Annotated in this window: 10 protein-coding genes and 1 pseudogene; 5 read left to right on the top strand and 6 right to left on the bottom strand. The window is 39.9% G+C overall.

Translation table 11 applies throughout. The features are described 5' to 3' along the window. From FBD94_RS19810 to FBD94_RS19800, 3 genes and pseudogenes are all read right to left on the bottom strand, one after another. Positions 1 to 190 (bottom strand): annotated as a pseudogene (locus FBD94_RS19810) (IS5/IS1182 family transposase); the annotation flags it as partial. Between the two features lie 133 nt (positions 191 to 323). Continuing rightward, positions 324 to 3,140 (bottom strand): carbamoyl-phosphate synthase large subunit, encoded by a 2,817-nt coding sequence (gene carB / locus FBD94_RS19805; RefSeq protein ID WP_131612169.1) that lies wholly within the window; start codon positions 3,138 to 3,140, stop codon positions 324 to 326. 212 nt (positions 3,141 to 3,352) lie between these two features. Continuing rightward, entirely contained in the window at positions 3,353 to 3,667 is a 315-nt protein-coding gene (locus FBD94_RS19800) for a peptidase associated/transthyretin-like domain-containing protein (RefSeq protein ID WP_136881476.1), read from the bottom strand. 144 nt (positions 3,668 to 3,811) lie between these two features. On the opposite strand from FBD94_RS19800, the gene pnuC reads away from it, so the two are divergent. From pnuC to FBD94_RS19775, 5 genes are all read left to right on the top strand, one after another. Next, entirely contained in the window at positions 3,812 to 4,426 is a 615-nt protein-coding gene (pnuC, locus tag FBD94_RS19795) for a nicotinamide riboside transporter PnuC (RefSeq protein ID WP_136881475.1), read from the top strand. Next, positions 4,410 to 4,940: an AAA family ATPase gene (locus FBD94_RS19790; protein WP_136881474.1), complete on the top strand. Its 531-nt coding sequence runs from the start codon at positions 4,410 to 4,412 to the stop codon at positions 4,938 to 4,940. Before pnuC ends, FBD94_RS19790 begins: the two co-directional genes overlap by 17 nt. Before the next feature lie 254 nt (positions 4,941 to 5,194). Beyond that, on the top strand, positions 5,195 to 7,642 hold the full coding sequence (locus tag FBD94_RS19785) for a TonB-dependent receptor (RefSeq protein ID WP_136881486.1): 2,448 nt from the start codon (positions 5,195 to 5,197) through the stop codon (positions 7,640 to 7,642). Positions 7,643 to 7,664: 22 nt separating this feature from the next. Beyond that, on the top strand, positions 7,665 to 8,297 hold the full coding sequence (locus FBD94_RS19780) for a thiamine phosphate synthase (RefSeq protein WP_136881473.1): 633 nt from the start codon (positions 7,665 to 7,667) through the stop codon (positions 8,295 to 8,297). A gap of 67 nt (positions 8,298 to 8,364) precedes the next feature. Then, positions 8,365 to 9,639, top strand: a complete 1,275-nt coding sequence (locus tag FBD94_RS19775; protein WP_136881472.1) for an MFS transporter — start codon at positions 8,365 to 8,367, stop codon at positions 9,637 to 9,639. Here the strand turns inward: FBD94_RS19775 and FBD94_RS19770 are convergent. From FBD94_RS19770 to pyrH, 3 genes are all read right to left on the bottom strand, one after another. After that, the gene (locus FBD94_RS19770; RefSeq protein ID WP_136881471.1) at positions 9,636 to 11,387 is read right to left on the bottom strand and encodes an ABC transporter ATP-binding protein; all 1,752 of its coding nucleotides are present in this window, start codon (positions 11,385 to 11,387) and stop codon (positions 9,636 to 9,638) included. The genes FBD94_RS19775 and FBD94_RS19770 overlap by 4 nt on opposite strands. A 94-nt stretch (positions 11,388 to 11,481) precedes the next feature. Beyond that, complete coding sequence (frr, locus tag FBD94_RS19765; protein ID WP_131612156.1) at positions 11,482 to 12,045, bottom strand: ribosome recycling factor; 564 nt, start codon at positions 12,043 to 12,045, stop codon at positions 11,482 to 11,484. 41 nt (positions 12,046 to 12,086) lie between these two features. After that, positions 12,087 to 12,794: a UMP kinase gene (gene pyrH, locus FBD94_RS19760; RefSeq protein WP_131612154.1), complete on the bottom strand. Its 708-nt coding sequence runs from the start codon at positions 12,792 to 12,794 to the stop codon at positions 12,087 to 12,089. Positions 12,795 to 12,819: the final 25 nt, after the last annotated feature.

Raw genomic sequence — 12,819 nt, 5'->3', positions numbered from 1 at the left:
ACTTAAACATACGGATCGGACTCTCCGCAGTACGTCCATTGGTGTGGCAGTACTTCTCGAGCAGTTCATCATAAATGAAACTGAAGTCTATTAGATCGTTGATCTTTCGAAGTAAATTGTCTTTGGGAATGATCAAATCATACAATCCTGAGTAGGCACTGAATTGAATCTTTTGTTGATGAGCTAACATTGGGCACCTTTTAAAACCTACTTTTAAGGTACAAAAAAAGAGCAGATAACCATAGTTCTTCTGCTCTTTTTGGACTCCAAATATTTAAAAGGACTTTTTCAGTGCCCTCTCTCACGATACAGCCCTTTTAATTTTATTTAGATAGGTACATTGATTTATCTTTAACAAGCTTTCTGAAGTAAGGATCTTCAGTATCTTTAATGAATCTGATGGCCTCACCTGTCGACTTCATTTCCGGACCTAATTCTTTAGTTATCTCAGGGAACTTATAGAAAGAGAATACCGGTTCTTTAATTGCGTAACCTTCAAGTTTACGCTCAATAGTAAAGTCTTTCAGTTTATTCACACCCAGCATCACTTTAGCGGCAATATTAATGTAAGGAACATCATAAGCCTTAGCAATGAAAGGAACAGTCCTTGAAGCTCTTGGATTGGCCTCAATTACATATACTTTCTCATCTTTAACAGCAAACTGAATGTTTAACAACCCGATTACATTTAATGCTCTGGCAATCTTTTTAGAGTAAGTCTCCATGTCGTTCATTACCTTTTCAGATAAACTGAATGGCGGCAATACTGCGAAAGAGTCTCCAGAGTGGATGCCTGCCGGCTCAATATGCTCCATTAATCCGATAATGTGAACATCTTCGCCATCGCAGATCGAATCTGACTCAGTCTCTTCTGCTCTGTCCAAGAAATGATCGATCAGTACACGGTTACCAGGTAAATCTCCTAGTAATTTTACTACTGCTTTCTCAAGATCCTCATCGTTGATCACGATGCTCATCCCTTGTCCACCTAGCACATAACTTGGTCTAACCAGCACTGGATAACCTACTTCATTTGCTACAACGATTGCTTCTTCAGCATTCTCTGCAACACCATATTTAGGGTAAGGGATTTCCAATTCTTTTAAAAGATCAGAGAAACGTCCCCTGTCTTCAGCAACATCCATATCGTTATATGAAGTACCTATGATCTTTATGCCGTTCTCCTGCAACTTCTCAGCCATTTTTAAGGCCGTCTGACCACCCAACTGAACAATTACACCCACTGGGTTCTCCAACTCGATAATTTCACGTACATGCTCCCAGAACACCGGTTCGAAGTATAATTTATCAGCCATGTTAAAGTCTGTAGATACCGTTTCAGGATTACAGTTAATCATGATGGCTTCAAAACCACTCTCTTTAGCCGCCAATAAGCCGTGTACACAAGAGTAATCAAACTCTATACCCTGACCGATACGGTTAGGACCAGAGCCCAATACAATTACTTTCTTCTTATCGGAACGGAGAGATTCATTCTCTTCCTCAAAAGTTGAGTAGTAATATGGTGTTTGCGCAGCAAACTCAGCAGCACAAGTATCAACCATTTTATAAACACGTTTGATGCCTAATGACTTTCTGCGCTCATAAACCTCATCCTCCGTTACATTTCCTAAAAGATAAGCGATCTGAATATCAGAGAAACCTTTCTGCTTTAAGGTAAAGAAGAAATCCTTAGGAATATTATTTAGTGAATAACGTTTCAATTCTGTTTCCAGCTGAACCAATTCATGTATTTGTGACAAGAACCATTTATCAATACGGGTAACTTTACGGATTGACTCTAATGGAACACCCATACTCATGGCATCTTTAATCAGGAATAAACGATTCCAGCTTGGATGCTCAAGACCATGCATGATCTCTTCGATACTGCGGCTATGTTTACCATCTGCACCTAATCCAGCTCTGCCAATTTCCAAACTCTGACAAGCTTTTTGTATTGCTTCAATAAAAGTACGTCCGATGGCCATTACTTCACCTACAGATTTCATCTGCAAGCCCAACTCCATATTCGCTCCTTTAAATTTATCGAAGTTCCAACGAGGAACTTTCACAATCACATAATCAAGTGTAGGCTCAAAATATGCAGATGTAGTTTTTGTAATTTGGTTTTCCAGTTCATCCAGGTTATAACCTATAGCCAGTTTAGCTGCTATTTTAGCGATCGGATAACCTGTAGCTTTACTCGCCAATGCCGAAGAGCGGGAAACCCTTGGGTTAATCTCGATGGCAATGATCTCGTCGTTATCCGGATTAACCGAAAACTGTACATTACATCCCCCAGCAAAGTTTCCTATCGCGCGCATCATTTTGATAGCCTGGTTACGCATATCTTGGTAACAACGGTCAGACATAGTCATAGCCGGCGCTACTGTGATTGAATCTCCTGTATGGATACCCATTGGATCGAAGTTTTCAATTGAACAGATAATGATCACATTGTCATTACTATCCCTTAACAACTCCAATTCGTATTCTTTCCAACCTAAAACAGCTTGTTCTACCAAAACCTCATGAGTTGGAGAAGCTTCAAGCCCACGTTGTAAAGCCTGGTCAAATTCTTCTTTTTTGTGTACGAAACCGCCACCAAAACCACCCAATGTATAAGAAGGGCGGATTACCAATGGATAACCAATTTCCTGAGCTGCTTCTTTACCTTCAAGGAAAGAATTTGCAATTTTTGAAGTTGCTACGCCTACACCTATATCAACCATTAACTGGCGGAAAGCTTCACGGTTTTCTGTTTTCTCAATTGCAGCAACATCTACACCGATTACCCTAACTCCATATTTCTCCCAAATTCCACGTTCAGAAGCTTCGATACAAAGGTTCAGTGCGGTTTGTCCGCCCATGGTAGGTAATACCGCATCAATTTTACGTTCTTGTAAAATCTGCTCGATAGAATCTACTGTCAGTGGCCACAGGTAAACATGATCACCAATCACCTTGTCGGTCATGATGGTTGCAGGATTAGAATTGATGATTGAAACTTCAATCCCCTCCTCTTTTAAAGATAAGGCGGCTTGAGATCCCGAATAATCAAATTCGCAAGCTTGACCAATGATAATAGGTCCAGATCCGATAATTAGTACTGAGCGTATGGAGGTGTCTTTAGGCATAAGGCTTTGAAAAGTCTAATGTATAATATGGTAAAAAATGCAATTTAGAGACTGGAACAGTCGAGAGATTTCCCTTAGATAGGGTCTAAAGCTCCGACTCTTCTGTCGGGATGCAAAGTTACAGTTTTACCTATTAAAAATCAGCTATTTTTTAAAAAAGCATCATAAATAAAAAAGGAGGCTAAAATACCCCCCTAATAACGTGTTAAAGCTTATTCCTGCTTTAGTTTGACCAAGCCAACATCAGTAGTTATACTGTCTATTACAGGCACATTTACTACAGACGTATCTTTGTACGGAGCAATCGCTTTTACTTGAATGGTATAAGTCCCCACTTTAACAGCGGGAAATGCGAAATTACCATTGTTAATTTCAGCCCTTAAAGTATCAGTTCCCAATACCGCTAACACCTGCGATGCGCCATCTGCCGGAGCAATACGGCCTTGGATTTTACCTGTCTTAATAAAAGTAAAGGCAAGCAAACCAATCACCAGTCCTATTATCATTAAAAAACTTAATCTTTTCATCGTCATATTCCTTTTAGCCCATTTTCTTATTAACGCTAAATTACATACAAATAGTTCGTTTCTATTGTTTCAAATAAATCTTGCGTCCCTAACCTTCGCCCCTACGGGATTTTTTTATGTAAATACGTTTAGTACTTTTGGGCGATGATTGAATTACTCAAGGATAGCTTCACTCAACTTTTTGTTCAAACAGGCGCATTAGAGTGGTTTGGCGTATTTACCGGAATCTTATGTGTTTGGCTTGCGGCCAAGAATAACATTTACAGCTGGCCAATAGCCATTGTAAGTGTGGTCATTTATATCTTTATTTTTTTCGAATCAAAGCTATATGCAGACATGGGCCTGCAGTTTTACTTTTTTATCATGAACATTTATGGCTGGTATTATTGGAGTAAAAACAGAAACAACCCCGAAGCATCAAGACCTGTCGCAAATATCACCCAAAAGGAAATATTAATTTCCATAGTCAGCATCATCGTTTTCACCTTCCTACTGGGGCAATTGCTTTACAAAAATACAGATGCTGCATTGCCTTATCTAGATAGTTTTTGCACCGCTTGCAGCTTAGTGGCACAGATTTTTCTGGCCCGAAAAGTGATGCAAAACTGGTTGATATGGATATTTGTTGATATCATTTATGTGGGCATGTACATTTCAAAAGATCTATATGCGACTGCGGTGATGTACGCGCTGTATGTTTATATTGCATCAGTTGGTTATTTAGATTGGAGAAAGATTTACCGTGAACAAGCAAATTAAAAGAATAGCTATTGTTGGGCCCGAGAGTACTGGCAAGTCTACCATAACAGCACAACTGGCATTGCATTACCACACGCTATGGGTACCAGAATATGCCCGATATTATTGTGCCGCTTTAACCGCTCCCTGCAACTTACAGGACGAAATCAATATGTTTCACGGACAGGTAGCACTTGAGGAATCCATAACGGCCATCGCTCAAAAAGACTTGATTTTCTGCGATACCACCTTCTTAACGGTAAAAATATGGAGTGATGAGGTATTTGGAGAAACGCCGAGATTGGTGTTAGATGCCTTACCCAATTACCATTACGACCTATATCTATTGATGGATATTGATTTGCCTTGGCAGGAAGACCCGCTACGTGACTTTCCGAATAAGCGTGAGTATTTTATGCAGGTTTGGCACAATGAGCTGAAGGCCCTAAATGCAAACTACGATGTGATAAACGGAACCGAAAACAGGCTACACAATGCAATTGCTGCTGTCGACCGCTTTTTATCCAATCACTAACAAAATCCCCTTTCTTGGTATTCACAAAATAAGCAAGTACCTTTGTTCCATCAAAAGGGGGTGCCTTGTTTTGTAAAAAACACAAAAACAGGCTGAGAGCATACCCATTATATCTGTACGCAGATATATGCACCTGATCCGGATAATGCCGGCGTAGGGATTGGAGTTATGGAGTTTAACTGGGCTGTAAGTACCCCTTACTTGCAGCGGTTTAACTAAAAAATCAAAAATTGAAAACATTAAAAATTGCCGTGATGGCGATGTTGCTGTTGCCGGTTCTGGCAAAAGCTCAATTCAGTATTTCGGGAACAGTATCCGAAAAATCAAACACACTTTCAGGAGCCTCTGTACGACTTAAAAATAAGGCTACAGGAATGACTACTGATGCACAAGGCAAATATCGGTTCAGCAATCTAAAAGCAGGGAATTACACCCTTAGCACCAGTTATATTGGCTACCAAACAATAGAGAAAACCATAAAGTTGAGTAGTGATGAAGTTGTAGACTTTACCTTGATCTTAAGCGCATTTTTGGCCGATGAGGTAATTGTTAGGGCTACGCGTGCCAACGAGAAATCGGCCGCCACCTACAAAAACATCGACAAAGCCGAAATTGAGCGAAACAACTTTGGCCAGGATCTTCCTTTTATTTTAAACAACACACCTGGCGTTGTAGTCACTTCTGATGCAGGTGCAGGCGTAGGCTATACCGGAATTAGAGTTAGAGGTAGTGATGCCAGTAGGGTAAATGTAACCATCAACGGCATTCCTTACAACGATGGCGAAAGCCAGGGAATATTTTGGGTAAACATGCCCGACTTTGCTTCCTCTGTAGATAACATCCAGATCCAACGCGGCGTAGGTACCTCTACCAACGGTGCCGGTGCTTTTGGTGGAAGTTTAAACATCCAAACAGCAGCACCTTCAGAAAACGCATATGCAGAGTTAAACAATACCTACGGCTCATTTAACACCTTAAAAAACACCGTTAAAATTGGTACTGGCTTAATTGACAACAAATGGAGCTTTGACGGCCGTTTATCACGCATCAAATCTGATGGCTTTGTAGACCGTAGTGCTGCTGATCTGAAATCATTCTTCTTATCTGGTGCTTACCATGGGAAAACAGATTTATTAAGGATAAATGTATTTGGCGGTACAGAAAAGACCTACCAAGCCTGGAGCGGTGTTCCTGAGGCAAAACTAAGAGGCGATTTAGTCGGCCTACAAACCCATTACGACAACAATAAAGATTATTTGTATTACACAGACGCCGACCGTGATAATCTATTTAATTCTGACAACAGGAAATACAACCAGTTTACCTACAAAGATCAAAACGACAATTACGCACAAAATCATTACCAGGCATTATATGCGAAACAGTTTAACGAACAGTTTTCATTTAATGGAGCCCTGCATTATACCGAAGGTAAAGGCTATTATGAAGAGTACAAAAACCAACAAAAGTTTGGTAAGTATGGCTTACCTAATGCAAATGCAGGTGGCACCGACGTTGCTAAAACAGACCTTATTCGTCGCCGTTGGTTAGACAATGACTTTTACGGAGTAACTTATGCGTTTAACTATAATCCAAAGTCCGATTTAAACTTCACCCTGGGTGGAGCATACAATCAATACAGAGGTAAGCATTTTGGTCAAGTTATTTGGGCCCAGTATGCCTCAACAGCCACAAATGACTATCATTATTACGATGGCAAAGGAAATAAAGATGATTTCAATACCTATGCTAAAGTAAACTACAGTCCGATAAGTCAACTGAGCTTATTTGCCGACTTACAATACAGAAACGTAAAATACGATATCACTGGATTAGACAAAAATCGTAACCCATTAGATTTCCACAACAACTACAATTTCTTTAACCCTAAATTTGGTGCTACTTACTTCGTAAACGAACAAAGTAATATATATGCGTCATTTAGTGTAGCGAATAAAGAACCTAACCGCGATGACTTTACCAATCTAAAAACAGGATTAGCAGTACCAAAAGCAGAAAATCTAAACAATATTGAAGCTGGATACCGCATTAAAAACAGCGATTTCAATGTTGGCATTAATGTATATGGTATGTTCTATAAAGATCAGTTGATTTTTACAGGAGAGGTTAACGATGGTGGCGATCCTTACCGTCAGAATGTAGATAAAAGCTCAAGAATCGGGATTGAATTAGATGGTTCATACATCATCAGTTCTAAATTTGCAGTAAATGCCAATGCTGCATTAAGCAGAAACAAGATCAAAAACTATATTGATTACGTTTCAGAATACGATGCCAATTTTGATCTGATCAATGTTCAGGCAACCACTTATGCAAATCCAGATATCTCTTTCTCACCAAATACAGTCCTTTTCGGCGAGTTGGTATACAAACCGTTATCGGGCCTTGCTGTTGCTTTCCAGAGCAAATATGTGAGCAAACAATTTATGGACAATACGCAAAATGATAGCCGCAAGCTAGATGCTTATTGGGTAAACAATGCCAGAATAGGTTATGATTTTAGCTTAAAAGGCATTAAAAACATCAATATCGGCTTATTAGCCAACAACATTTTCAATAAAAAATACGAAAGTAACGGCTATACTTACAGCTCAATCTATCCATGGGGAACAACTACCGAAAACTTTTACTTCCCTCAGGCAGGAACTAATTTCCTACTTTCGCTAAATTTGAAATTTTAAAAGACAAGGAATACCTATATATATGAAAAAGTTCATCGAGAAACTCCAATTTATTACGCACGATATCCAGCAGCACAGTCATATTGAACAGGCGCAAATTGCCTGCTCTGCCGGAGCAAAATGGATACAATACCGTTGCTTAACTAAAAATGATGATGAGCTTTTGATAGATATCAATGCTATTGCAGAAATCTGTGACGATTGGGGGGCTACCCTGATCGTTACAGATCATGTACATTTAAACGGCAAAGCCGATATTCAGGGTTTTCATATCGAAGATTTTGATGCCGACTTTGTAAAGCTGCGAGAACAACTGGGCGAAGCAATAACCATTGGCGGCTCTGCCACTACATTACAAGGCTTAATCAGACTGGCCAAAGAAGGTGCAGACTATGCCGGTTTTGGTCCATTTTACACCACAACCACCAAGCCTAACAACGCTCCATTATTGGGTGTAGAAGGTTATCAGAATGCGATGGCAGAATTAAAAAAACTGGACATCAACCTACCTGTGCTTGCTGTTGGCGGTGTAACCATCAACGACATAGACCCATTAATGAATACCGGAATTTTCGGGATAGCTGTTTCTGCAGCCATAAATCAAGCCGAGGATATGCGTTCAGCCTATCTTGACTTTTATGACCAAATCGTGTAAATACTTTTTTAAATAAATGTATGTTATTGCAAGTCGATGGCATACATTTGTTTAAAACAATTTTCTGTTGGAAGAACATATACCTATAGAGAAACCCGATCCTTTCGCCGCCTTGCGCTACAGAGAATTCCGATCTTATCTCGGAATGCGTTTCTTTTTCACTTTTGCTTATCAAATGCAGGCCGTAATCATCGGCTTTCACATCTATCACCTCACTAAAGACCCATTAGCACTGGGATTAATTGGCCTCTGCGAAGCCATTCCAGCCATTGGCGTTGCGCTATATGGTGGATATATTGCGGATAAATCCGAAAAAAGAGGCCTACTCCTTAAAATATTTATCGGTGTGTTTTTATGCTCTCTGGTGATGCTTGTGGTTACCACAAAACAAATGCACACCTACATCCCTACCAGTTATATTGTGCCTATTATGTATTGCATGATATTCGGGGTTGGTTTAGCCCGCGGCTTTTTTAGTCCGGCCACCTTCTCCTTAATGGCCATGATTGTTCCTAAAAAACTATATCCAAATTCCAGTACATGGAACAGCTCCGGCTGGCAAATGGCCTCTATTCTGGGCCCAGCAGCAGGTGGATTAATTTACGGCTTCTACGGCATCACGGTAACCTATATCGTGATCATTACGTTTATATTTATTTCCATTGTTTGTATCTTCTTTTTAAAACCACACCCGCCAAGATACATCCCTAAAGAAAGTATTATAAAAAGCCTTACCGAGGGTGTACAGTTTGTATTTAAAAGCAAAATGATGTTGGGCGCCATGAGCCTGGACCTATTTTCCGTGTTTTTTGGCGGCGCTGTAGCCTTATTACCAGTATTTGCTAATGACATCCTAAAAGTTGGCCCAGAAGGCCTCGGATACATGCGTGCAGCAGCATCAGGTGGCGCTGTGATTACCATGTTGGTAATGACTCGTTTTTCGCCCATGAATAAACCCTGGCGTAACCTCCTCATTGCAGTTACTGGATTTGGAACCAGCATTATCTGTTACGGTCTATCCAAAAACTTCTACCTTACCCTTATGTTCTTGTTTATGGAAGGTGCATTTGATAGCGTAAGCGTGATTATCCGATCTACCATTATGCAACTCCTTACCCCCGACGAAATGCGGGGTCGCGTATCTGCTGTAAACAGTATGTTTATTGGCTCATCCAATGAGATTGGTGCCTTCGAATCGGGCCTAACTGCAAAGCTGATGCGTACCGTACCCGCAGTAGTATTTGGGGGCAGTATGACCATCCTCATTGCTGGCATTACCTATTTAAAAACAAAAGGCTTAATAAAATTAAGCCTTGATGAGATAAACGAACAAAAGGTTTAAGCCGTTACATGGCGCTCACCGATCTGTTGTCTCCACATGGCATAGTACAAGCCATTTAGCAACAATAAGTCTTCGTGTCTACCTTGTTCAATAATGTGCCCTTTCTCGAGTACAAAAATGCGGTCAGCATGTTTGATCGTCGATAACCTGTGTGCAATCAATATCGTAATGTGATTAGTCTGCTCCGAAATATCACGAATCGTAGCTGTGATATCCTCTTCTGTCAATGAATCCAAAGAAGATGTAGCTTCATCAAACACCAAAATATCCGGCTTACGTAGCAATGCTCTCGCTATCGATAAACGCTGCTTTTCACCACCCGACACTTTTACTCCACCCTCACCAATTACAGTATCCAGGCCATTGTCTGCCCTTGCCAATAGATTATGACAAGCTGCCTGCTGCAAAACCCGCATACATTCTTCATCAGTAGCACCGGGTCTTACAAACTGTAAATTCTCTCTAATCGTTCCCGAAAACAATTGTGTATCCTGAGTTACAAAACCAATTTTTTCCCTCAATAAATCAAGGTCAATATCCTTGCTCGAAGTATTATTATAAAGCACATCTCCCTCAATAGGCTGATAGAGCCCAACCAACAACTTCACCAATGTGGTTTTACCTGAACCCGAAGGGCCTACAAAAGCAATCGTCTCTCCATTATGGGTACTAAAGCTAATGTCGGTTAGTGCATTAAATTTCCCAGTTAAGTGTTTAAAATTAACATCTTCAAAAGCCAACTTGCTAATCTTTTCAAGCTTAACGGGGTTTAAAGGCTTCTGATCTATTGGCATACTTAAAATCCGCTTAAAATTCCCTAGAGAAACTTCCGCTTCCCGCCATGAAAGGATTACATTCCCAAGCTCTTGCAATGGACCAAAAAGGAAGAATGAGTAAAATAAGAAAGAAAAATATTGCCCCGGAGAGATGGTATTTTCAAAAATAAGAATCAATAGAACCACAACCATACAGCTACGTACAAAATTTACCGTTGTGCCCTGTACAAAGCTCATACTGCGCACATACTTTACCTTTCTAAGCTCAAGGCCCAGTATTTTATAAGTTGTTTTATTTAAGCGTTCTATTTCCTGACTAGCCAATCCTAAACTTTTAACCAGTTCAATATTTCTTAATGATTCTGTAGTAGAACCTGCCAAAGCGGTGGTTTCGGCAACAATACTTTTTTGTATGGTTTTAATTTTCCTGCTCAAAAACCAGCTCACAAAGCTGATGATAGGAATTGCAGAAAAATAGATCAGTGTTACTTTATAGCTTACCGTAACCGAGTAAACGATTACAAAAACCATCCCGATCAGGCTAACAAACAAAATACTGATAAATGAGGTGATGAACTTTTCTGAGTCCTGACGCACTTTCTGCAATATTCCCAATGTCTCTCCACTACGTTGATCCTCAAATACCTGGTAAGGTAACTCCAACGAATGTTTTAAGCCATCAGCATACATTTGAGCCCCTACTTTCTGAACAATAATGCTTGTAAAATAATCCTGAAAGTTCTTTGCAATTCTGGACACCATAGCCGCGCCAACACTCAAGCCGACTAGTCCAAGTACTCCCCAAACGAATTCGCTACGCTCCAAAATATCTTTCTTTTCGATGAAACGATCCACAATTCTACCTGTAATGTAAGGGTCTAATAAAGAGAATCCTATATTAACAGCAGCCAGCACAAGCGCTAAAACTACTATCCATTTATAGTTCTTCAAATATTCAATCAGTAAATTCATCTATAAGTTTTGTTTTGAGCGGTCAAAAATAAAGAAAGGGAATGAAGCATTATCCTCATTCCCTTTAATTTACAAGCAGATTATAATCCGACCTTTAAACGGTCATGATATCCTTCTCTTTCGCTTCAGAGTGCTTATCAACTTTAAGGATATAAACGTCAGTAATTTTCTGAACTTCAGCTTCACCAGTTTTAATCTCATCATCAGAAACGCTTTCGCCTTTCAATTTTTTGATCTTTTCGTTGGCATCTTTACGGATGTTACGAATGGTTATTTTACCACGTTCAGCTTCCTCTTTTACCTTTTTAACGAGTTGTATTCTGCGTTCTTCAGTCAATGGTGGAACTACCAAACGGATTACCACACCATCATTCTGAGGGTTGATACCGATATTAGCTTCCATAATAGCGCGTTCTATAGGCACTAACATATTTTTTTCCCAAGGCTGAACAAGCAAAGTACGTGCATCAGGTGTATTGATACTTGCTACCTGAGATAAACCAGTAGCACTACCATAATAATCTACAAATATGCCGTCTAACATACCTGCAGAAGCTTTTCCTGCACGGATTTTAGTCAATTCAGCTTCACAATGGTCAATCGCCTTGTCCATGTTTGCCTGGGCATCTTGTAATTGTTTCTTTATGAGGTCATTCATGTTTTGTAAAATTTAACCAAAAATATAAAATTTATTTAGGATCAGTTCTTAACCAGCGTACCGATCTCGTCGCCATTAGCAATTTTCATAAAATTGCCTGTTTTATTCATATCAAAAACGATAATCGGCAATTCATTCTCTTCGCAAAGCGTAAAAGCAGTCATATCCATTACATTCAATCCTTTAGCGTAAACTTCTTTAAAGGAAATCTCTGAATATTTAGTCGCTGTAGGATCTTTTTCCGGATCAGCAGTATAAATACCGTCAACACGCGTACCTTTCAATACCACATCAGCTTTGATCTCGATAGCGCGTAATGCAGCTGCCGAATCTGTTGTGAAATAAGGGTTACCTGTACCGGCTCCAAAAATTACCACACGACCTTTTTCAAGGTGACGTACAGCTCTTCTACGGATAAATGGTTCGCAGATCTGCTCCATTTTAATTGCAGTAAGTAAGCGAGTTTTCAAGCCTACTTTTTCTAAAGCATCTTGTAAAGCCATACTGTTGATTACAGTAGCCAACATACCCATATAATCGGCCTGTGCACGGTCCATACCCGACTTTTCTGCACTTAAACCTCTAAAAATATTTCCACCTCCAATAACGATTGCTATTTCAAGACCTTGGGCATGAACCGCCTTAATGTCCTCAGCATACTGCCTTACCACCTCATTATCAATACCATACTGCTTTTCGCCCATTAGCGACTCGCCACTTAATTTTAGTAGGATCCGTTTATATTTCATGGCTCCAAAAATAACTAATTGTTTT

Origin of the sequence: Pedobacter hiemivivus (assembly GCF_005144565.1) — a bacterium.
In the GTDB taxonomy this organism is placed as follows: domain Bacteria; phylum Bacteroidota; class Bacteroidia; order Sphingobacteriales; family Sphingobacteriaceae; genus Pedobacter; species Pedobacter hiemivivus.
This window is presented reverse-complemented; position numbering and strand designations above follow the sequence as displayed.

Excerpts from the sequence above, each read along its gene's own strand:
- carB (WP_131612169.1), bottom strand. The coding sequence starts at position 3,140 with ATGCCTAAAGACACCTCCATACGCTCAGTACTAATTATCGGATCTGGA.
- FBD94_RS19800 (WP_136881476.1), bottom strand. The coding sequence starts at position 3,667 with ATGAAAAGATTAAGTTTTTTAATGATAATAGGACTGGTGATTGGTTTG.
- pnuC (WP_136881475.1), top strand. The coding sequence starts at position 3,812 with ATGATTGAATTACTCAAGGATAGCTTCACTCAACTTTTTGTTCAAACA.
- FBD94_RS19785 (WP_136881486.1), top strand. The coding sequence starts at position 5,195 with ATGGCGATGTTGCTGTTGCCGGTTCTGGCAAAAGCTCAATTCAGTATT.
- FBD94_RS19780 (WP_136881473.1), top strand. The coding sequence starts at position 7,665 with ATGAAAAAGTTCATCGAGAAACTCCAATTTATTACGCACGATATCCAG.
- FBD94_RS19770 (WP_136881471.1), bottom strand. The coding sequence starts at position 11,387 with ATGAATTTACTGATTGAATATTTGAAGAACTATAAATGGATAGTAGTT.
- frr (WP_131612156.1), bottom strand. The coding sequence starts at position 12,045 with ATGAATGACCTCATAAAGAAACAATTACAAGATGCCCAGGCAAACATG.
- pyrH (WP_131612154.1), bottom strand. The coding sequence starts at position 12,794 with ATGAAATATAAACGGATCCTACTAAAATTAAGTGGCGAGTCGCTAATG.